At 59.3% G+C, this 21,935-nt stretch carries 18 protein-coding genes; 13 read left to right on the top strand and 5 right to left on the bottom strand.

The window, feature by feature from the left end; genetic code table 11:
- Window positions 1-172 precede the first annotated feature (172 nt).
- The 4 genes from Enr8_RS11585 to Enr8_RS11570 all read left to right on the top strand — a co-directional run bounded on the left by Enr8_RS11585 (window position 173) and on the right by Enr8_RS11570 (window position 5,169).
- Complete coding sequence (locus Enr8_RS11585) at window positions 173-2,146, top strand: M20/M25/M40 family metallo-hydrolase (RefSeq protein WP_186767591.1); 1,974 nt, start codon at window positions 173-175, stop codon at window positions 2,144-2,146.
- 257 nt (window positions 2,147-2,403) lie between these two features.
- On the top strand, window positions 2,404-3,030 hold the full coding sequence (locus Enr8_RS11580; protein ID WP_186767590.1) for an OmpH family outer membrane protein: 627 nt from the start codon (window positions 2,404-2,406) through the stop codon (window positions 3,028-3,030).
- 87 nt (window positions 3,031-3,117) lie between these two features.
- Window positions 3,118-4,017, top strand: coding sequence for a UDP-3-O-acyl-N-acetylglucosamine deacetylase (lpxC, locus tag Enr8_RS11575; protein ID WP_146431561.1), 900 nt, complete (start codon window positions 3,118-3,120; stop codon window positions 4,015-4,017).
- A 72-nt stretch (window positions 4,018-4,089) separates the two neighbouring features.
- Window positions 4,090-5,169, top strand: coding sequence for a Gfo/Idh/MocA family oxidoreductase (locus Enr8_RS11570; protein WP_146431559.1), 1,080 nt, complete (start codon window positions 4,090-4,092; stop codon window positions 5,167-5,169).
- A 613-nt stretch (window positions 5,170-5,782) separates the two neighbouring features.
- Here Enr8_RS11570 and Enr8_RS11565 read toward each other — a convergent pair.
- The gene (locus Enr8_RS11565) at window positions 5,783-6,274 is read right to left on the bottom strand and encodes a thioredoxin family protein (RefSeq protein ID WP_146431557.1); all 492 of its coding nucleotides are present in this window, start codon (window positions 6,272-6,274) and stop codon (window positions 5,783-5,785) included.
- Window positions 6,275-6,406: 132 nt separating this feature from the next.
- Between Enr8_RS11565 and Enr8_RS11560 the strand changes: the two genes are divergently transcribed.
- Window positions 6,407-6,730: a hypothetical protein gene (locus Enr8_RS11560; RefSeq protein ID WP_146431555.1), complete on the top strand. Its 324-nt coding sequence runs from the start codon at window positions 6,407-6,409 to the stop codon at window positions 6,728-6,730.
- A gap of 143 nt (window positions 6,731-6,873) precedes the next feature.
- On the opposite strand, the gene Enr8_RS11555 is transcribed toward Enr8_RS11560, so the two are convergent.
- A complete protein-coding gene (locus Enr8_RS11555; protein ID WP_146431553.1) occupies window positions 6,874-8,433 on the bottom strand; it encodes an ABC transporter permease in 1,560 nt (519 codons plus the stop codon).
- A gap of 68 nt (window positions 8,434-8,501) precedes the next feature.
- On the bottom strand, window positions 8,502-8,783 hold the full coding sequence (locus tag Enr8_RS25425) for an acylphosphatase (RefSeq protein ID WP_186767589.1): 282 nt from the start codon (window positions 8,781-8,783) through the stop codon (window positions 8,502-8,504).
- Between the two features lie 206 nt (window positions 8,784-8,989).
- Between Enr8_RS25425 and Enr8_RS11545 the strand changes: the two genes are divergently transcribed.
- The gene (locus Enr8_RS11545) at window positions 8,990-10,081 is read left to right on the top strand and encodes a hypothetical protein (protein WP_146431548.1); all 1,092 of its coding nucleotides are present in this window, start codon (window positions 8,990-8,992) and stop codon (window positions 10,079-10,081) included.
- Here Enr8_RS11545 and Enr8_RS11540 read toward each other — a convergent pair.
- Window positions 10,047-10,520, bottom strand: coding sequence for an NUDIX domain-containing protein (locus tag Enr8_RS11540; RefSeq protein ID WP_186767588.1), 474 nt, complete (start codon window positions 10,518-10,520; stop codon window positions 10,047-10,049). The genes Enr8_RS11545 and Enr8_RS11540 overlap by 35 nt on opposite strands.
- Window positions 10,521-10,663: 143 nt before the next feature.
- Here Enr8_RS11540 and ftsH point away from each other — a divergent pair, with 143 nt between their 5' ends.
- The 7 genes from ftsH to Enr8_RS11505 all read left to right on the top strand — a co-directional run bounded on the left by ftsH (window position 10,664) and on the right by Enr8_RS11505 (window position 20,866).
- On the top strand, window positions 10,664-12,703 hold the full coding sequence (gene ftsH / locus Enr8_RS11535) for an ATP-dependent zinc metalloprotease FtsH (protein ID WP_261342435.1): 2,040 nt from the start codon (window positions 10,664-10,666) through the stop codon (window positions 12,701-12,703).
- A 12-nt stretch (window positions 12,704-12,715) separates the two neighbouring features.
- Window positions 12,716-13,843: a ribosome small subunit-dependent GTPase A gene (rsgA, locus tag Enr8_RS11530; RefSeq protein WP_146431544.1), complete on the top strand. Its 1,128-nt coding sequence runs from the start codon at window positions 12,716-12,718 to the stop codon at window positions 13,841-13,843.
- 236 nt (window positions 13,844-14,079) lie between these two features.
- On the top strand, window positions 14,080-16,740 hold the full coding sequence (locus Enr8_RS11525) for a serine/threonine-protein kinase (RefSeq protein ID WP_246120046.1): 2,661 nt from the start codon (window positions 14,080-14,082) through the stop codon (window positions 16,738-16,740).
- Window positions 16,741-16,824: 84 nt separating this feature from the next.
- A complete protein-coding gene (locus Enr8_RS11520; protein ID WP_246120045.1) occupies window positions 16,825-18,384 on the top strand; it encodes an ABC transporter substrate-binding protein in 1,560 nt (519 codons plus the stop codon).
- Window positions 18,385-18,402: 18 nt separating this feature from the next.
- Entirely contained in the window at window positions 18,403-19,398 is a 996-nt protein-coding gene (locus Enr8_RS11515) for an ABC transporter permease (RefSeq protein ID WP_222434850.1), read from the top strand.
- 3 nt (window positions 19,399-19,401) lie between these two features.
- Window positions 19,402-20,232, top strand: a complete 831-nt coding sequence (locus Enr8_RS11510) for an ABC transporter permease (protein WP_146431542.1) — start codon at window positions 19,402-19,404, stop codon at window positions 20,230-20,232.
- A 232-nt stretch (window positions 20,233-20,464) separates the two neighbouring features.
- Window positions 20,465-20,866, top strand: a complete 402-nt coding sequence (locus Enr8_RS11505; RefSeq protein ID WP_146431540.1) for a hypothetical protein — start codon at window positions 20,465-20,467, stop codon at window positions 20,864-20,866.
- A 105-nt stretch (window positions 20,867-20,971) separates the two neighbouring features.
- Here Enr8_RS11505 and Enr8_RS11500 read toward each other — a convergent pair whose 3' ends face one another.
- Entirely contained in the window at window positions 20,972-21,910 is a 939-nt protein-coding gene (locus Enr8_RS11500) for an aldose 1-epimerase (RefSeq protein ID WP_146431538.1), read from the bottom strand.
- Window positions 21,911-21,935: the final 25 nt, after the last annotated feature.

The following is a 21,935-nucleotide window of genomic DNA, read 5'->3' as shown; positions in this document are numbered from 1 at the left end:
GCAATGACGCTTGACGCGCAGGCAGTTGACCGGCGCTCGCCGCTGGAAAAGAATCAGTTCTACGCCGATGCCCCACCTTTTTCCGCAATTCTCGGATAGCGCAAAAAAAATGCGAATCAAACAGACGTGGCTGATCGTACTTATCGCTTGCCCCCTCTTGGTTTCCCCTCTGATGGCGGAAACGGATGTCGCCAATAGAGAAGCGGCCAACAAGGCGGCGGAATCGCGAATTCGCGACAACGTCGGTTTTCTCGCTTCCGACGAGTTGGAAGGGCGCGGCGTCGGCACCGCCGGGCTTAGCAAAGCGGCCAAGTTTATGGCCGAGCAGATGAAAGAGCTCGGGCTCGATATGACGGCGGTCGGCGGTCAGCCGTTTCAAAAGTTTGAGGTCGTCACCGAAGCGAAGCTGGGCCCGGATGAAAAAAACACGCTGAAGTTGGTCGGCCCCAAGACCAAGGAGGTAACGCCGCTCGTCTTGGGCGAGCAGTTCAATCCGCTCGCCGCCGGCGGTAGCGGCAAGTTTGATCTGCCAATCGTCTTTGTTGGCTATGGTATCACGGCGCCTGACTTGGAATACGACGACTATGCCGGTCTCGACGTTAAAGGGAAAGCGGTGTTGATGCTGCGGAAAGAGCCGCAAGGCGATCCCCACAATCCGCACAGCCCCTTCGGCGGTCCCCATCCGACGCGTCATGCCACCTTCAGTCGCAAGATCTCCAACGCCTATCAGCATGGCGCCGCGGCGGTGATCATGGTCAACAATCTCGGCGAGATCGAAACCCGCGTTGAAGATCAACAAAACGTTTGGAACACCGCCATCGCCGATATCGCCAAAGTTCAGGCCGAGTACGATGCGCTGGGGGACGATGCCGCCGCCGACAAAAAGGTGGAGCTGCGCGACAAGCTGACCGATCTGGCCAAAACGATCGCCGACAGCGGCGCCAAGCTGAAAGATGGAACGGACGAAGTGCTCCCCTTTATGGGCGCCGGCAGCGACGAAAGCCATCCCGAGTTGCCTGTCTATTTCGTGCTGCGAAGTGCGATCGATCCGGTGGTGCAAGCGGCGCTTGGCAAGTCGCTGGTCGAAATGGAAACCGCAATCAACGACGACAAACAGCCGCACAGCCGGGTGATCGCCAACTGGAAAGCGATCGGGCAGACCGACGTGATTCGCGAAAAGGCGGAGATCAGCAACGTGATCGGCGTGCTGAAAGGAGAAGGCCCGCAGGCTGAAGAGATCGTCTTGATCGGCGCTCACTACGACCACATCGGCTATGGGGGCGAAGGGAGCCTGGCGCCTTGGACGCATGAGATTCATAACGGCGCCGACGACAACGCCTCCGGCGCGGTCGCGCTGCTTGAAACCGCACGCCAGATCGTTAGTCGCGACGGCAAGCCGCAGCGGACGATCGTCTTTATCGGGTTCACCGGCGAAGAGCGCGGGCTGCTCGGCAGCGCCTACTACGTGAAGCATCCAGTGCTCGATCTGGAGAAGACGGTCGCGATGCTCAACATGGACATGGTCGGCCGCCTGACCGACGACAAGTTGATCATCAGCGGCAGCGGCACGGCCCAAGAGTTCGACGCGCTGATCGACAAGCTGAATGAGAACTACAAGTTCGCCGTCACCAAAGATCCGGGCGGGTTCGGCCCCAGCGATCACGCGTCGTTCTACGCCAAAGAGATTCCAGTGATGCACTTCTTTACCGGCACGCACGACGACTATCACCGGCCGAGCGACGATGTCGAGAAGCTTGATATCGCGGGCATTCGTCGCATCGCCAGCATGCTGGCGGATGCTGCGATAGCAATCGATGCGATGCCGGCGCCGCCGCAGTACGTTGCGATTGCGCCGGAGTCGACCGAGCGGCGGACTGGATCCCGTCCATATTTCGGCAGCATCCCCGACTTTAGCGTGGTTGGCCAAGGCTATGCGTTGCAAGGCGTTTCTCCCGATAGCCCAGCCGAAAAAGCAGGCCTGAAAGCGGGCGACATCATCGTAAAATTAGGGGAGAGCAAGATCGCCGGGCTCGAAGATTTCGACGGCGCATTGCGGGCCTTTAAGGCGGGCGACAAAGCGAAGGTGACGATTATGCGGTCTGGAATGGAAATTACGCTTACGGTAACCTTAGCTTCGCCCCGATAAGTACTAGGTCGACGGCTGTTTTTAATTCTCGATTGTGACGAACCAAATCGAGTTAGCGGTCGTACCGGTTCGGGTCTGTTCGCACGATTACGGAAGTGCGAAATATTGGACTTTACCCGTTTGCAGTTTCCAGGCAGAATGCCGCTCGTTTGACAGCATCCGCAGACGTCGAGCTGCCCGTAAAGCCGACGATTTTCGGCGACATTCGCCCGCGGGGTCAGGACGACCAAATTCAAACACAGCAAGGAGTGCTGAAAGTGAAGCGACTGTTTTCTTTGACCGCGATTTTGGTTTCCGCGATTTTCGTTAACTTTCTCGCGGATGCGGCGAACGCCCAGTCGGGCACCAATGTCGCCGTCATCGACATCCCGATGGTCTTCAAAGGCCATGCCCTTTTCAAGCGGCAGATGGAAGACTTCAAGGTCGAAGTCGAAGCTGCTGAAAAGTCGATCGGCGCCGAACGCGACCGGATCACCAAGATGATTCAAGAGCTGAGCCAACAGTACAAGCCAGGCTCGCCGGACTACAAAGTCAAAGAAGAAGAAGTCGCTCGTCAGCAATCGGAACTGCAAGTCAAAATGACGCTGCAGAAGAAGGACTTCATGGAAAAGGAAGCCCGGATTTACTTCAACGTCTACGATCAGGTCAAGCGTACCGTCGCTGCGTTCGCCGAACGTAACAACATCGCCTTGGTCCTGCGTTACAACAGCACCGAGATCGAAGCTGAAAATCGTCAGTCGGTTCTCGAAGGAATCAATCGCCCGGTGATCTACCAAAACCGGATCGACATCACCCAGGACGTCCTGGCGATGCTCAACAATGGCGTTCGTCCGCCTGGCGATACCCAAACGGCTCGTCCGCAAAACGGCCTGATTCCTCGCTAGTTTTTTCTCGCAAGACGTAACCGCGGCGGAGGCGAACGGCCTTCCGCCGCACGGTTCTCGCAGCAAACTCAATTTCAGCCAGCATCCATGAAGAAACAGCTGCTGCGTCACGATGGCGAATATCGTTTCCAACGAACGCTCGCCTCGACGGTCTCGGTCGAAGGGGTCGGTTACTGGTCGGGCAAGTCGAATCGCGTCGAGTTTCGACCTGCTCCGATTGACGCCGGAATCACGTTCGTGCGGGACGATCTGCCGAACAAGCCCCATATAGCGGCCTCGGTCGCCAACCGGATCGAAGTTCCTCGCCGCACCAACCTGACGGTCGGCGGTGTGACCGTCGAGATGGTCGAACATGTCTTGGCCGCGCTGTCGGGGATGCAAGTCGATAACTGCGAAGTCGCGGTGATCGCTCCGGAAATGCCGGGGCTCGACGGCTCTTCGGCCGCCTATGTCGAAGCGATTCGCTCGGCCGGCGTCGTTCAGCAAGATGCGACGCGCACCTTGCTGGTCGTCTCCGACGTGGTTCGCGTTGGCGATGACGAAGCGTGGGTAGAAGCTCGCCCTAACGACAAGCTCCGGCTCGACTTCAAGTACCGACTCGACTACGGCTTCAACAGCCCGATCGGTCGCGAAACGCTGACCGGCACGTTGACGCCCAAGTTCTTTGAAAAAGAGTTGGCGACTGCCCGGACCTTCATCCTGGAGGATGAAGCGAATTGGCTTCGTTCGCAGGGGTTGTGTCAGCAAGTTGGTTTTCAAGACCTGGTCGTCTTTGGCGACGAAGGCCCGATCGAAAACGAACTTCGTTTTGAAGATGAATGCGTACGCCATAAAACGCTCGATTTGATCGGCGACTTCGCCCTGGCCGGTTGCGACATCGCCGGTTCGGTGATCGCCTATCGCAGCGGTCACCGCCTAAACGCCGAACTGGTCAAGCAACTGCTGCTGGAAAACCAGGTTCAGCTCGGTCTCCGCTGCTCCGCCTAATTCCCTTACTTCCGTATGAAGCGCCGCAGCAAGACGCGGCGGCGTGACACGAGGCTCGGAAAGGATTCCGCCATGGCTTCACGTCGTCTCGCCGTCATCGGCGCTGGTCACCTCGGTAAAATTCATGCTCGCCTGGCCAAACAAACGGCAGGGCTCGAGCTGGTCGCAATCGTCGACCCGATCGCCGCCGCCCGCGAAGCCGCCGCGGCCGAAAATGGCGTGCCCGCCTATGCGTCGCATCGCGAAATCTCGGGCGAATTCGACGCCGCGATCATCGCCACGCCGACTCAGTATCACTTTGAAGTCGCGGCCGAACTATTGGCTGATGGCGTCGATCTGCTGGTCGAAAAGCCTATTACCCTCTCGATCTCCGACGCCGATCAGCTGTTGGCCTTGGCCAAAGTGCATGGTCGCGTCCTGCAAGTCGGGCATGTCGAACGCTTCAATCCGGCGTTTGTCGCCGCCAGCAAGTTGATCGATCGTCCCCGCTATATCGAAGCGGCTCGCACCAGCGGTTACTCGTTCCGCTCGGTCGACATTGGCGTAACGCTCGACCTGATGATTCATGACATCGACCTCGTCTTGTCGCTCGCCCAAAGCGAGGTCGTCGCCGTCGAGGCGATCGGCTCGTCGGTCTTTGGCCCCCACGAAGACATGGTTCAGGCTCGCCTGACGTTTGAAAACGGTTGCGTCGCTAATCTGACCGCCTCGCGGAGCAGCTTTCAGCCGCGTCGGGAGATGAAGGTCTACCACGCCGGCGGTTTCGTCCAGATCGACATGGGCAGCCGCAAGCTGCAGTCGATCAAGCCCGATCCCCGTTTGGCCTCTGGCGAGCTTGACGTCCATGCGTTGCCGCAAGCCGAAAAAGACCATATCCGGCAGCATCTTTTTGAGTCGCTGTTGCCGTTGGAGGAAGTCGAACTGCCGGCGACCAACGCGATCGCCGACGAACAGGCCGACTTTGTGCGAGCCATCGAAACCGGCGACACGCCGCGGGTCGATGGCTTTGCCGGTCGTGACGCGGTGATTGTTGCCGAAATGGTCGCCAAAAGCATCCAGCGCCACGTCTGGCACGACGCCGACCAATCGGTCCGCGGTCCCCATTTCACGCCGATGCCGAAGCTGGCCCCGCAAACCCGCGAAGCCGCGTAGCGAAAGCGGAAAATCGGGGGCACGGTTTGCGCAACACACGAACCCGAGTGCGCAAGCCGAGGGAATGTGCCCGCAAGCAACCGGACTGGACCGCAGCGCGCGTTTTGATAACGCTCGCTTCTGCTGCACCGCAGTCTTCCTGGTTTCGCTATTCTGTGGACCACCTATCGCAACTTTTTTAGGTCGCGATAGCGCCAAGATCGCTTAGCGCTCAGAGGGTGGACTGGACGGCATCACTTTTTTTCTACTCGCCCGCTGCTTGCCGGTTCTCCATTTTCTCTACGCTGCCCAGCGTGTGGACTGCACGTCCCGTTTTTTTGCATAGCCGCGTTTCTGGCAGCCAAACCCGTTAGCGCTCAAAGGGTGGACTGGACTCTGCTCTATTTTTTTCGCATGGTCATCAGCCATGCAGCTGCGTCTTTTCCCATCAATGGAGGCTGTTGGGTGGACTGGACCGCCGTTTTCTTTTTTTCGCGGTGCGCGGCTCGCTCGATCATGGCGCAGTTCCCAATCGTGGTGCAACGGAAACGTTTCCCTACGGGAAATCGACCACATTTCCGTGCGCTTTGTCAAGCAAATGCCGGGGCGCAGGCCTGTGGCCAGCGAGTTCCGGCTAAGACCCCAAGTCGCCGGTGGCGTCCGAATCGGCCAGCAACTCTAGAAACTCCACCTTGCTGATTCCCCCGACGCGCCACCGAAGCGCGTTCCCTGCCGCGTCGGTCACAATCGTGACCGGTGCGCCGCCAATGTTGTAACGGCTTAAGACTTCGGCATTCTCCGGGCTATCGACGTTGATCGACACCGGCACGAATTGACCGTTCACAGCCAGGGTCACCTCTTCGTCCGCCCAGACCTGACGCTTCATGATCCGGCACGGCACGCACCAGGCGCCAGTGAAGTAGAGCACCATCGGCTTGTCCGACTCGGCCGCTTGCTGCTGCGCCGCTGGGAAGTCCTGTGCCCAGGCGATGCTGTTGGCCGGAACGTAGAAGCAGTACCACGCGTACCCGAGCGAGGCGACGAGGAAGGTGAGCCAGAAGGCCCGCCAGAGGTTGAGGGGGCGTTTGGTCGTTGGCGGCGAGGTTGGGGCAGGGGATTCGGGCATGGCGGAGTTGTCAGCCTAAACGACTTGGCGAGGAGGTTCGATTTTGAGCTGACGCCATTTTTTTGACAGCGAGCGTCCGATGCAATCGGTTGCGGATAATTGGAGCAAAATCCGGCGCCTCGAAAGATCTACATGATTTCGCCCACTGTTGTGGACTACAAAAAATCGTGCGGGGAATTGGTGCGAGAGGCGATCCGGTTACCGGCGATGTATTATCGAACGTTGTCGGAGTTCGAGGCGACGCTTTTCGGCCATCGCTTCGCTTTCCAGGACCTGGGCGTGATTGAGCGCGATGACGCTTTTAATCTGCGCTTTGCCCATTGGATCTATGAAGAACATGGCGAGCCGGCCGCCAAAGGTTGCGCGTTTGCAATTTCCCGATTAGCAGAGTCGCGAGGCTGTGAGCCGGGCGAGCTGTTTGCGGAGTTGGCGGAGGAGTTTCTTGAGCGCTGGTAGCGTGGACGTTTGAGCTTCGAAGTTCGCTCGATTGGCGGCCGCTTTTCCCTCGCTCGCGCTGCGGGCTACTATGCGAATAACAATGAAAAAAGGACGCTACGTTGGCAGCGTCCTTTTTGTTTTTCTCTTCGACCGCGTCGGCGTTACGCCAGGTCGCGATCTTCAAACAAGATCAGCGCCAGGAACATCGCCATCAGGCTATACAGGATGGCGAAGCACGCGGAGAGGCCGATGTACTCTAAGGGGACTTCTCGACCGGCCGAAATGGCGCCGTAAATCTCGAAGTTCTCCAGCACCGGCAAGACGGTCGCCAACAAACTGGCGACAAATTTTACCGGTTCAAACCCTTGCGCTGACACCTGCATGATCGCTGGCGTTAAGTGCCCCATAGCATAGACGCCAAAAGTGATCAGGAAGTTGGCGATCATCGGCAGGCGGGTCGAAATGGCGACGCTGACCGAGGCCAGGACGACCGTTTCGAGGAAGACGAGCACAACGCCGGGGACGACGTCGACCGTTTCTTCATGCAGCAACTGCCACGAGATCCCTTTTTCGCCGAAGCGTTCGTACTCGAAGGTGGCGCCTTCGCGGGAGTCGAACATCGGCTTGCTGGCGACTGCCGGCAGGAAGAAGAGGGTGATCATCACAAACAGGACCGCGACGACGCCGACGATTCCCAGGAACTTGCCGATGATGAACTGACGGCGGCTGACCGGCTTCGAGAGCAAGGTCAACGCGGTCTTCCCTTCAATTTCGTCCGAGATCGACGTGCTGGAAGCCCAGATCGCGACCACCATGCCCAGGATCAACATCACCTGCAGGCCGGTGTGCTTGAGCACCTTGATGTCTTCGCCGAACGTCTGATAGGGCAAGTAAATCGCCACGATCATGAACAAGCAGCCAATCACCGCACAGAGCATGAAGAGCAACTGCGAGATCTCGGAGGTGGCCGTCGCTTCGGAAATGGCGGCGGTCTTCGGGAAGAACATCGAGTAGGCGAAGTAGATGAAGTAGAGCGACGCGACGATCAGCGCGGTCTGGAAGATCGAAACCGCTTCGACATGTTCCGGCTCGATCGTGACGGTCATGATCCCTTCGATCGGCTGATCGCTATCGTTGCGAGCGTAGAACTCAACCATCTGTCCCGGCGGCAGCTTGCGCGACAGGAACGCCTTGTCGCCGCGCGACCATTGCCAGTCCGAACCTTCGCGGATGGTGTAGGTCGCCACGTCTTCCGGTTCGCCAATGATCCGGGCGACTAGGTCGAAACGCCCGTCGGCGCTGATGTTCAGTTTGGCCAGTTCGTCGGAGTCGACGGTGATTTCGAGCGGATTGGCCGGCACGCTGCCATCCTCGTTCAGCTGGGCGAGGGCCGGAATTTCAATCTTGTGATCGGTGGCGCCGGCGTAGGGAAGTCGGCGGAGTGAGTTGAGGATCGAGGCCGGTTCCTGCACGGCGAACGTTCCCAAGATGCCGATAGCGGCCCAGATGAGCATCACCATCGTGATCGGAAACAGAATCGAGCCGCGGATCGCCTCGGTGCAACGATCGGCGTATTTCGGCGCGACTGCTTTGAGCAGCGACCAGACGACAAAGACGACCAGGCCGGCCAAAATCACCCCAATGCCGAAGAGCCAAAGCGAAGTGACCCAGTGGGCGAAGTTCTTCGACGACATGTGAAAAAATGCAAGAAGTGGCGTCATGGCGCGTCGTATCGTCCTGAGCTGAAGAGAAGATTACGGGAGAAAAGGCTTGATGTACGTCTCAGCATTTATGTGCGGATGTCGAACGATACGAACTCGCCGGTGGCGTCGCTCGACTCCGTTTTTCGTTCGGCAATAAACTCTTCCATCTGGTCGGCGATGTGATACACCACCTGGCGGCACGTTTCGGGATCGCCTTCGATCAGTAGGCGGACCGAACCGTCCGGCTGATTCTGGACGAACCCAACCACAGGATAGCGGCGGGCAATATTTTGCGCCGTCGCGCGAAAACCGACTCCCTGTACGCGACCGACGAAAATCGTCTCGTGTCGCACCCAGCTGTCATTCATTTCGCTGCACTCGTGCCAGCTTGAAGCGGGGAAAGCCTCAATATAATTGCGGCGGGTTCGGATTGCTAGTAGCCGAACAAAGCCGGAAGTTGTTGTCATCAAACGGGTTGTGCGGATTTTAGTGAAATTCTCTTCACAATTGCACCTAAGCCGGGGGGCAAACTGCAATTGACGCGTCTCGGTCAGATCGATAGCCTCCGACCCCCATGAAACGCCTACTCATCATCTTACTGTTCTCGTTTGCGACTGCCCTTCCCGCCTATAGCCAGGAAGGGTGGATCGGACCGACCCGCGGCGTCTTGTTGCTGAGCAATGGCAACACAATCCAGGGAGCCATTACGGTGTCTGGAGACGCGTATGTCGTTGCTATCAACGAGGATGCGGTCGTACGAGTGCCGGCTCGATCGGTGCAGCATCGCTGCGTTTCGATGGCCGAGGCGCACCAGTACCGCTGCGGACAAGTATCTCTCGATACGATAGCTGGGCGGCTAGAGATCGCGCAGTGGTGCATTCGAGCCGAACTTTTTTCGGAAGCGGACGAACATTTGCGGTTTGTCGAACGCTCGGAGCCCGATAATCCGGTCGCGCAGCTCTCGCGGCGGCGGCTCGATTCGCTGACCAAACGGCCCGAAATCGCCATGACCTCGGCGGTTGAGGAAATTCCTGCGGCGAACCGCCCGAGCGTGATCAGCGACGAGACGCTCGAAGATTTCGCCAAACAATTCCATCCGCAGGCGGCCGGCCAGTTTGCGACGATCGTACAGCCGGTGCTGCTGAACGCCTGCTCGGCGTCGGCTTGTCACGGCCCAGCGGCAACCTCCGAGTTTCAGCTGATTCAAAGCAGCGGTCGGGGGGTGATGCCGCGACGTCTGACGTTACGCAACATGATGGCGACCTACGAAGTGGCGCAGCTCAAAAATGGGTCGATTCCCTTGTTGGAAGTGCTGTACGACACCCATGACGGCCGCATCAATACCAAGACCAATGCTTGGCCGCGGCAATTGGCGGCGCTGCGGGCTTGGACCCAATCGGTGCAGCCGCGCGGCGATCTTCGCCCCGCCCAGCAGCAGCCGATCCAGCAGGTCGGTTACCAGGATGTGCTGACGCCGATTCCTTCGGCGGCGCAAACGCCGATGCCAACCCAACTGCCGGTTCGTTTGCGGCAGGCTCCTGTGCAGCCTCCGGCGGCAGCCGCGCCGACGACGATGTCCCCCAAATCAAATCGAGAGTACCAGGCCCGCGATCCGTTCGATCCTGAGGTCTTCAATCGTCAGCATGCCGAGCGAAAGGATCGCTAAAGTCGGCGATCGTAAAGGTCTGGGCTTTCCAGGCGGAAAGAAACTCGTGGTTGCTCGGCAGCAAGTCGACGTGCGCGTGCAACTCGGCCGGGCGTAGCCAGAAATACTCGGCGACTTCGTCCAGGTTGATCTCGATCTGGGCGTCCTCGGCAATCTCCGCCGCCCACCAGGCGACGTCGGTCCCCCAAGATGTCTGGCTATGCCATATTTTTTGCTGCGGGAAACACGAGACGCCGATTTCTTCGGCGATCTCGCGGACGACGGCCTCTTGCTCCGACTCGTTGGGCTGGATGCCTCCGCCGGGAAAGCAAAGTTTGCCCGGCGCAGGGACGTTCTGAGAGCGGCGGATCACCAGAAGTCGCCGTTGGCGAACAATCACAGCGACAGCCGCTTTGCGGCGAACAGAGGGCGTTTGCCGGTTGTAAGGGTGCGAAGTCACGCGGTTCCTAGGTCTTGGGGGTGGGCAACATGATATGCAAAAGGTAAGAATACTTATGGTTTTGCGGCAATTCGCGCCGTATCCTGCACGTCAGTCCCGCACCGCGTCTCATTTCATTCCTCGGTCCCTGTAAGGGAAAACGGATGGCGGAACAGCCAAACGATCCAAATCAAGAAAATCCGAAAAACGAGCCCACCCAGGGAGGTTTCCGTCCGCAGTTCAGCATCTTTGTGGTGATGCTCGTTCTGGCGGTGTTGGTCGTCATGCTATTGGCGTCCCCCGGCAGATCGAGTCGCGGCCTGATTTCGTACTCGCAGTTCGAAACGCAGGTCAAAGACCAAAACGTCAAAGATGTAGTGATCGACGAAGCGCAGATCACCGGCGATTTCATCAAGACGGTCCATGTCCGCGAACAACAGACTAGCGGCAAGTGGGTAGAGAAGAAAGATAAGAACGGCGACCCGATCGAGCTTCCAGAGAAGTTCCGGGTCAATATTCGCGCCGGCGACGCGGTCGTCGAAAACGCCACCAACCTGTTGGCTGAAAACAACATCGAGTTTGCGTACAAAGAGCAAAATCACAGCATGGTCATCCTGGGGGTGATCTTTGCGCTGTTGCCGCTGGTGGTGTTGCTGTTGATTTGGAATAGCTTCCGCCGTAGCCGTGATCAGATCATGGGGGGCGGTTTTCTCTCGGGCTTCAGCAAGAGCCCGGCCAAAAAGTACGAAGCGAACCGCCGCGCCGTCACCTTCAACGACGTCGCCGGCCTGGAAGGGGTCAAAAGCGATCTGCAAGAGATCGTCGACTTCCTTCGTAAGCCCGAAAAGTTCCAGCGTCTTGGCGGTCAGGTGCCCAAGGGGGTGCTGCTGATTGGGCCTCCGGGTACCGGTAAGACCTTGCTGGCGCGCGCGATCGCCGGCGAAGCAGGCGTGCCGTTCTATTCGGTCAGCGGTTCTGAGTTCATTCAGATGTTTGTTGGCGTTGGCGCCAGCCGCGTCCGCGATCTGTTTAAGACCGCCAAAGACAACTCGCCGTCGATCGTCTTCATTGACGAAATCGACGCCGTCGGTCGTCAACGTGGCGCCGGTCTCGGTGGCGGACATGACGAGCGGGAACAAACGCTCAACCAGATTCTGAGCGAGATGGACGGCTTCACGCAGGGCGAAACGGTCATCGTCGTCGCCGCGACCAACCGTCCTGACGTGCTTGATCCGGCGCTGCTGCGACCTGGCCGTTTTGACCGTCATATCACGGTCGATCGCCCGAGCATGAAGGGCCGCCTGGAAATCTTCAAAGTCCACGTCCGCAATGTTCCGCTGGCGGACGACGTTTCGATGGAGCGATTAGCGGCGGGCTCGGTCGGACTGACCGGCGCCGACATTCGCAACTTGATCAACGAAGCGGCGCTCTGGGCGACTCGCCAAGACAAGACCGAAGTCCACATGGAGGACTTTGAGTATGCCCGCGACAAGATCTTGATGGGCGCCCGCCGCGAAGAGGCGCTGGTCGCGCGCGAAAAAGAAAAGACCGCCTATCACGAAGCGGGGCACGCGCTGTTGGCCTGGCTGTTGCCGGGCGTCGATCGTCTGCACAAGGTGACGGTGATTCCGCGGGGCCGAGCGCTCGGCGTGACGCAGACGTTGCCCGAAGAAGAGCGGATGAACATCAGCGAAAGCGAATTGCGCGACAAGCTGGCCTTCATCCTGGGTGGTCGCGCGGCTGAGAAGATCGCCTACGACGAACTGAGCGCCGGCGCCGAGAACGACCTGGAACGTGCGACCAAAATGGTTCGCCGCATGGTGACCCAGTGGGGAATGAGCGAGCGGATTGGTCCGGTCAGCTACAAGATGTCGGGCGAAGATCCGTTCCTGGGCCGCGAGATGCACGAGTCGCGTCAGTTCAGCGAACACACGATGCAGGTGATCGATGAAGAAATCGCTCGCATCCTGCACGACGCCGCTCAACGGGCGATCGACGTTCTGACCGAGAATAGAGACAAGCTCGAATCGGTCACGAAAGAGTTGTGCGAAAAGGAAGAGTTGTCGGACGTCGAAATCACCGACCTCATTGGGCCGTCGGTCCATGCGATTCGCAAGAAGAGCCAGGAAGAGATTCCGTACGAGTCGAGTAACGGAATGCCGGGCGTCGAAGCGCCGCCGCGCGCCAAGTCGGAAGAGGAATAGTCGCAGATTCCTATGGCGAAGCGCGGCTCGAAGAAGTTTCGCACTGAATTCCGGAAGAATCGCTCTTCGCGGGTTCGCGGCTCGGACCTGACCCGGCAGTTCGCCAAGGACGAGCTGAATCATGACAAGCTCGCCTCGGCCGAGCGACTGTCGGGCAAAGGGGAACTGACCCGCAAGCGAACGATCCACGGCGCGACCGAAGGGGACGACGGCGAACTGCAGATCGATTTCGATCCGTCGCAATGTCTCCAAGGACGCGTGCTGCGAGTCCGCGGCCTCAACAGCGAGGTCGAAGTCGACGGCGGACAGATCTATCGGTGCGCCACGCGGCGGCTGTTGAAGACGCTCTCGACCGATCAGCGGCATGTGGTTGCTGCGGGCGACTTTGTCTGGATTCGCCCTGCCGATAACCAGGAAGGGATCATCGAAAGCATCGAGGCACGCTACGGCGTGCTCTGCCGGGCCAGCAAACGGCGGCAACATGTGATCGTCGCCAACGTCGATCAACTGTTGATCGTCGCCAGCGCGGCGGAGCCATACTTGAAGCCGAACCTGATTGACCGCTATCTAATTACCGCCGAGAAGGCGGGCATCAAGCCGATCATCTGCATCAACAAGATCGACTTGGTACGGCCTGCCGACTTGCAACCGCTGGTTGGCGTTTATGGTCAGATGGGTTACCAGGTGATTCTGCTCTCGGCGACCGAGGGAATCGGCGTCGCTCGACTGCGGGCGGTCGTGAAAGACCGGGCCAGCGTCTTGTCGGGGCAAAGCGGCGTCGGCAAGTCGACCATTTTGAATGCGATCGAGCCCGGTCTGAATCTGCGCGTCGGGCACGTCAGCGAAACGACCGACAAAGGGCGGCACACCACGACGACCGCCAGTTTGGTTCCGCTGGAAGCGGGAGGGCATGTGGTCGACACGCCGGGGATTCGGCAGTTTCAGCTGTGGGACGTGATTCCGGAGGAAGTGGCCGGTTATTTTCGAGACCTCCGCCCCTTTATTACCGGCTGCCGATTTCCCGACTGTTCGCACACTCACGAAGAGGGGTGCGGCGTCAAGGGAGCGGTCGCGGACGGGTTTCTCGACACGCGGCGCTACGAAAGTTACTGCCAGATCCATGCTGGCGACATGGTTTAGGTGGCCCGGGGCTCTGTTGGGCGGCTTGAGCGGCATGATCGGCGCAATTGTTATCGCCGTTCTTTGGACGCAACGTTTTTTCGTAAGTCATTAGCAGACGAGACATTCGGTTGACGATTAAGGGCGTCCGTCTAGAATCAGCTTATGGATGCACGCCGTTTCCATCTCGTCGTCTGCGGCGGCATCTTCCCTTTTCCTGAACATTCGCCTCACTAGTCTCGAGGTCCGTAGCGGTCGTGGATTCTAAGTCGCCCGACTCCGATCTGCCGAAAGAGCCTTCTTCGTCGCTGGCGCCTGCGCCGAGCGAAACGAAGGTATCGTCGGGACGCGACATGCCGTCGACCACGGCGCCTGAGATGTTGATGACGACCGAAGAGCAAGCGACCGTCATCTCGGCCCGCGACAAGTCGGACGGCAACGGTGGTTCGACCATTCGGCCGATCAACAGCGCGTGGCTGAACAACGACCTGGTCGGGCAGACGCTTGGCCATTTTGAGCTGCGTGAGTTCATCGGAGCCGGCGGTATGGGCGCCGTCTTCCGCGGATTCGACAAATTGTTGGGGCGCGAGGTCGCGATCAAAGTTCTCTCGCGCGAGAACAACGGTAGCGAAGAGACGGTCAACCGCTTTCGTAATGAAGCGAAGAGCGCCGCCCGGCTCGATCATCCGAACATTGCCCGCGTCTACTTCGTCGGTACCGACAACGATTGGAACTACATCGTTTTCGAGTACATCGAAGGATACAACATCCGCGACCTGGTCGATCGCGATGGACCGCTGCCGGTCGAGCAGGCGCTCGACTACTCGCTGCAAATCGCCGAGGCGCTGCATCATGCCTCGCAGCGCGACATCGTTCACCGCGACATCAAGCCGTCCAACATTCTGGTCACCTCCAGCGGGACCGCCAAACTGGTCGACATGGGGCTGGCCCGGTTGCATCAGGTCGATGACGACAAGGGGGACCTGACCGCCAGCGGCGTAACGCTCGGCACATTTGACTATATTTCGCCGGAACAGGCCCGCGACCCTCGTCTGGCCGACGTCCGCAGCGATCTCTATTCGCTCGGCTGTACCCTGTACTACATGCTGACTGGGCGGCCGCCGTTTCCGGAAGGGACGGTGCTGCAGAAGTTGCTCAGTCATAGCAGCGACGAACCGCTTGACCCGCGCGAACTGCGCGACGACCTGCCGGACGAAATCATGGTGCTGCTGGGCGGACTGACCGCCAAGAATCCGCAAGATCGTTATCAAACGCCGGCCGAGTTCATCGCCGAGATGCTGCTCTTTTGCGAAGACCTCGGTTTTCGCCTGCAGCATGGCGGAGGAATGACGATCGCGGCCGACGTGCAGCCGCCAACGATCATCGAACGTCACTTTCCGTGGGTAGCGCCAATCTTGGCGTTTATCGCCATCTTCTTTGTGATGGACGCCGTTTGGTCGGCACGCAGCAGTCACGAGTTTCTGCCGAAGCTCACCTTCGAGGACGAGAGCCGCTTTCAAAGCCTCGGCAGCGCGACTGGCAATCCGTCCGCGACGCCGCCTCGCGACGATCGCGGCATCGGCGCAATTCCAGAACCTGACCCGAAAGGGACGACTCCCAGTCCGATGTCGCCAACGACGCCGCGGGAAACCAATCCGCTGGAGTCCCCGCTTTCGCCGCTGCCGATGATCTTGCCGCCGGCCGCGGTCGACATGCCGAACGTCAAAGTGGTCAACGTCGCCAGCGCGACGCAGATTTATGACGCCGTCACCAAGGCGAAGCTCGACCCCAAGATCGATACGATCGAACTCCGCTTTAACGGCCGGGTTAGGATCGAGGCGCCGCTGCTGTTGGAAGGGGACGCCGATACCGAAAAGATCACGATGCGGGCTGCCGTCGGCTTTTCGCCAGAGTTGACGCTGTCGATCCACGCGATGTCGATGTACCGTAACATGATTCGCGTCGGACGCGTGCAGGCGTTGTTCGAGGGATTGGCGTTTCGGTTGGAGACGACCGACGCCTCGGTCGACCCCGGCTGTTTGTTCCTGCTGGAAACCGGCGGCGCTATCAAAACGAATCGCTGCACCTTTACCGTCGCCGCTCCGCCGAATATGGCGGTGTTGCCGGCCGTCTTTCGGCGGCCGCTGGCAATTGCGATCACGCCAGCGACGACGACCGAAGTGATGATGTACCGGCCGCCGTCGATTTCGCTGGTCGATACGGCGATTCGGGGCGAGACCGACGTCGTGCATCTGGATCAGGCGTCGCAGTTCAAATTTGATTGGCAGAACGGTCTGTTGGCGATCTCAGGCGTGTTGCTTGACGTGCAAGGCTCGACCAAAACTTCGACCGAACTGATTGACGTGCGGATGAGTCGGGTCACCGCGGCGGCGAGCCAAGGCTTGTTCCGCCTGGAAAGCTCCAGCGAATTCCCCGAGCAGCGCGACCTGGAAGCGACGCTGACCGACTGCATCGTCCGCTGGTCGCCGACCGAAGCGATGTTGCTGCAGTACGATCGCGCCCCCAGCGCGAAGCTGGACGATCTGAAATCGGTCCGGTTCAAGGGAGACAACAACTTTTACGATCTGACCAACAGCTTGCGGCAGATTTTTTGGGAAAAGAAAACTCGCCTGGAGATCGAGGCGCTGAACGCTGAGAAGTGGGGCGCCGCGGTCGAAGGGGACAAATTTGCCAAACGAGAGCCGATTGTCTGGGCGCGGCAAATGGAGAGCCTGCCTCCGTTTTCGCAGCGGCTGCTGAGCGACTATCGCTTGGATGCGGATGCGGAAGGGAATTACGCCTACGACAAGAAGGCAGGCGCCGAGATCGCTGGGGCGGACTTTGCGAAACTGCCGAAATTTCCTGCTGACGCTCCTGCGGTCGGCAGTCCGGTCCTTTCTCCCAGCGAACTCCCGTAAATCTCTTCGTCACGGGGTGTGACCCCAGCCAATTTGGCGCTAAAATAATTTCCCAGCCCCGATCGCAGTTAATCGAAAGAACGTATGCGCTCGCTTCTTTGTTGTCTGATTTTGTCGATGCTCGTCGGCTGTGGCGCTCCGCCCCCGCCGAGCAATATCTTGATCTATGGCCGCGGCGACGATGCGGATCGGCTCGATCCGATCCAGACTGATATCGGCGAGTCGGTCAAGGTAATGTGCAACATCTACGATACCTTGGTGACGTTCGACGATGAGACGCTCGATCTCGTCCCGAGCCTGGCCGAGTCGTGGACGACCAGCGACGATGGGTTGGAATGGACCTTCAAGCTGCGGGAGGGCGTGACGTTTCATGATGGAACGCCGCTCGACGCCGACGCAGTCGTCTTTTCGCTCGAGCGATTGACCAAGCCCGACCATCCGTATGTGTTTGATCCGGTGATTCCGTACGCCCAGTCGTTCGAGGCGATCGAGTCGGTCACGGCGGTCGATCCGCTGACCGTCAAGATTCGCTTGAAACGGCCCACGGCGGCGTTTCTGACGACGATGTCGATGTTTCCGTCCAGCATCGTCAGCCCAACCGCGGTCAAAAAGTACGAGGTCGAGTTCTGGAAGCACCCCGTCGGCACGGGCCCGTTCAAGTTCGACTCGTGGAACGTCAACCAACAGCTGACGCTCCTGTCGTTTGACGACCATTGGCGGGGACGCCCCGAGATTGACGGCGTCATCTTCCTGCCGGTCGGCGAAAGCGCCGTGCGGGTCAAGCAACTGCTGCGGGGCGAGATCGACATCGCCGACAATCTGCCGCCGGCCGAAATTGACTCCCTGGACGAGAAACCGGGCGTCGTCGTGCAGGAAAAGGAGGGGATGAACGTCGCCTACCTGACGATGAACAACGACAAGGCCCCGCTCGACGACCAGCGGATTCGCGAAGCGATCTGGTATGCGATCGATCGCGATCAGCTGATCGAGTCGGCCTACTCGGGACATGCGACCAAAGCGAAGACGCTGGTCCCGCCGACGTTGTGGGGGAGTCACGCTGAGATGGAGGATCGGGAGTACAATCCCGAAAAGGCGAAACAACTGCTGGCCGAAGCGGCGGCCGACGGCGTGCCGACCCCGGTCAAGGTGCAACTATTTGTAATGACTGATCCCCGGCCTTACATGCAGCAGCCGCGACAAACGGCGATCTTTATCAAGGACTCGCTCGCCAAGGTCGGCATCGAAACCGAAATCGTCACCAACGAGAACTCGCAGCACTTTCGCCGGATGACTCGCGGCGAACATCAACTGGGCCTGGCCGGCTGGTCGGCCGACATGCCCGACCCAGACAACTTTCTTTACACGTTGCTCGATCCCGACAACATCAACGACGTCGGCGGCAACAACATGAGCCGCTATCGCAGTCAGAAGGTGCATGACTTGTTGGCCGCGGCGAAGACCGAGATGGATCACGACAAACGGGTCGAGCTGTATCATCAGGCGCAAGAGCAGATCTTCGCCGACGCTCCGCTGTTGCCGCTGGTTCATACGTCGGTCCGCAACGTGCAAAATCAAGCGGTCACTGGCTATCTGCTGCATCCTTCGTCGCTGACTCGTCTGCGACTGACCAAGTTGAAACGCTAGACGAAGGTTGCCGTCGCCGTGGCGAGATTTCTATTCGTTCGAATCATGCAGTCGGTAGCGACCGTCGCGGTCGCCGTCGTGTTGATCTTCATTTCGATCCGCCTGTTGCCGGGCAATCCGGCGCTCGCCCGGTTTGGCCAACATGCGGTGCCAGAGCGGGTGACCGACGCGATGTCGAGCCAAGGTTGGGATCGCCCAATCTGGGTGCAGCTGCTTGATCTGCCGGGCGAACTGCTCCAAGGCGATCTGGGCGTGTCGTTCTTTCATGGCGATTCGGTCGCCGAGCGATTGCTGGAAACGATTCCGGCGACGCTGGAACTTTCGCTCGCGGCAATTGTGTTCGCTATCCCCATGGGAATCGGCGCTGGGGTCGCATCAGCGCTGTGGCGGGGCAGCTGGCCTGACTACGTGGCGATGACGTTGGCACTAGTCGGCGTGAGCGTGCCCGTCTTCTTTTTGGGGATCTGTCTGATGACGATCTTCACCAACATGCCAACCAGCGGCCGCGTCGCGCCGACGATGATCTCGCAGTTTCACACCGACTTTTTCCTGTTCGAGGCGATCTTTACCGGGCGATTCCACTTGGCGGTCGACGCTTTGCGGCACTTGCTGTTGCCGGCGACGGCGCTGGCGACGATTCCGGCGGCGGTGATTTCGCGGATCACGCGGAGCAGCATGCTCGAGGTTTTCTCGTCCGACTATCTGCGGACGGCGAAAGCGAAAGGCGCCAGCCTATGGCGAATCGTCTGGCGACACGCGCTGCCCAACGCGTCGGTGCCGATCGTCAATATCGCCGGCTTTCAGGTTGGCATGTTGCTCTCGGGCGCCGTACTGACCGAGACCGTCTTCAACTGGCCCGGCCTGGGACGCTACCTGGTGACCGCCGTGCGCGAGCAAGACTACGCGGTGGTGCAGGGGGCCGCGCTGGTGATTGCGGTGATGTTTGTGACGGCCAACCTGATTCTCGACCTGACGTATCTCTGGCTCGATCCTCGTATTCGGACGGAGACGTAACCCATGGACCGATCTTGGAAGCGGTTTCTGTCGAATCGGGGCGCGCTGCTAGGGGGCGCCGTCGTCATCATCGTCTGCGTCGTGGCGGTGACCGCCAATGTCATTGCGCCCTATCCAATCGATGAGCGGAGCGAGAAGCTGGCCCCGCCCAGCGCCGCCCATTGGCTGGGAACCGACACCAACGAGAAAGATGTGCTGACGTGGGTGATCTACGGATCGCGTTTGTCGCTGACCGCCGGCGGACTGTCCATCGGCCTGGCGATTTTGTTGGGCGTTCCTTTGGGCGCAGCGGCTGGATATTTCCCTGGCGTCGTCGACCAAACGATTATGCGCTTCATTGACGTCGTGTTGGCATTTCCAGCGATTCTGATTGCATTGCTGGTGATGGCGGCGCTGGCGCCAGGTTGGCCGGCAGTGATTGTGGCGGTCGGTTTGATCAACATTCCGATCTTCGCCCGTCAGATTCGCGCCACGACGCTCACGTTGCGTTCGCATGAATATGTGACTGCGGCTGTCGCCGCCGGCGCTACAACGCGTCATATCTTCTTCTGGTCGCTTCTGCCGGGGCTGGTAGGTCCGCTGGTCGTATTGGCGACGCTTGGGCTGGGCAGCGCCATCCTGGAAGTGGCGGGCCTGTCGTTCTTAGGGATCAGCGGCGATCCGACGATTCCCGAATGGGGGGGGATGCTGGCCGAGGCGAAAAATGACTTGTCGACCAGCATCTGGCCGGCCATCGCGCCAGGGCTGGCGATTTCGATCACCATCCTCGGTTTCAACCTTCTGGGGGACGGGCTCCGAGACGCTCTCGACCCGCGGCTGGATCACGGGAAATGAACTTCCTGTAAAAAAAGAGCCCGTTAGTTGGTTTTTGTCGTAAAATAAGGGGTGGTAACGGGGAAAATCAGTAGAGGGAGTAGCTTGACACGGGAATTCCGGCCATTTTAATAGAACAACATCGGCATTCCCACGCGCACCCTCCCTGCCCATAACCCACCTGAATAAGACCGTTTGCCGTACAACCTGGAGCTGCTAGGCAGGTCTCGCGTAAACCCCTTGGAGGATAAGGATGAAGAAAGTTCTGTTCTGTCTGATTTTGGGCGCTGTTGCCTCGGTCGTCACCGCGGATCAGGCCTTCGCCATTAAGCCGTTTATGGAGGTGTTCATCGCCAACTATAACGTCAAAGAGCCGAAGACCGATAGCGAAAAGGCGCTGGCCGCCGCGGTTGCCGAAGTGAAGTGCAACCTGTGCCACGAAGGCAAATCGAAGAAGAATCGCAATGCCTATGGCGCCGCCATGGACGAGTTGGTCGACAAGAAGGAATTTGTCGCCGCTCGGAAAGAAGACAAAGAGAAGGCTCAAAAGGAATTCACCGAAATCCTGGTGAAGCTGGAAGCCGAAAAGTCGCCGACCGGCGAAACCTACGGCGAACTGATCAAGGCGGGCAAACTGCCGGTCGCCGCTGAGTAAGCCATGCTTGCCAGCTGCAGACGTTCAGAACTCTGCGCGTAAAACGAAAAAGACCGTGGCCAACGCCACGGTCTTTTTTTGCTTCTTGCGATAACCGGTCGATAACTACTTGGTCGTCGTCACGGCGATGTCCGCCTTGGCCGCGAACGACTCGCCCGGCTGCAGCACGCGCAGTCCCGCATCGACGCCTTTGTCGGCGACTTGAAACGCATCCGGAATCAGCGAGTAAGGCTCGATGCAGAACGCCTCGCGATGCCCCGGGTTGTAAAGAACGACGCCGATAAACTCATTGGAAAAAGTCTGCGTGATCTTCATGCCGCTTTCCAGATCTTCGATCGACGTTACGCAGATGCCGTCGTTCCACTCAAGGTCGCCAAACGCGTTGTCGAACGAGGTATCGGCAAACGAAGCGGCGAGCGGCTCGGCCGCCCTCTTCTCTCCGGTCGCCATCTTGTCGGCGAACGTCCATTCGCAGTGGTACGGCACGTTGATTTTGCAGCCGTCGGCCGAGCTGCCGCCGAGCGGCACGCGGAAGTAGGGATGCGTACCGAGTCCGCACGGCAGCGGAGCGTCGCCGCAGTTGGTCGCTTCAAAAACGGCCGTCAGCGTGGTGCCGGTCAGCGCGTAGGTCGCGCGAATCTGAAAATCGGCCGGCCACATTTCCAGAATGCTGGGATCATCGACCGACGCCTTGAACTCGGCCGTCACGCTGCTTTCGGTTTGCGCGATGGTCCGCCATGGTCGCGTATAGACGAAGCCGTGAATCGCATTGCCGGTCCGATCGTTCTGCGGCAGGCGATATTCTTTTCCTTCCCACTGCAGCACGCCATCCTTCAGGCGGCCAGGAAAAGGGAAAAGGACCGGGATGCCGCTGCTCGACGCCCGCAATTCGCCCGACTCAAAGCCTTCCTCGGCCCACAAGACTTCGACCGACTTTTCGCCATTGGGGACCGTAAAACGAAAACAGTTGAAGCCGTAACCGACCGCAATATCAGCCGAGGCGCCAGACGTGGCGTCACGCAGGGTGGCGATTTCAATCGACATGGTTTTCTATCTTTCTGGTGGCGGC

The organism is Blastopirellula retiformator (assembly GCF_007859755.1).
Lineage (GTDB): Bacteria > Planctomycetota > Planctomycetia > Pirellulales > Pirellulaceae > Blastopirellula > Blastopirellula retiformator.
The sequence above is the reverse complement of the archived record's forward strand: the minus strand, read 5'-3'. Positions and strand labels throughout refer to the sequence as shown.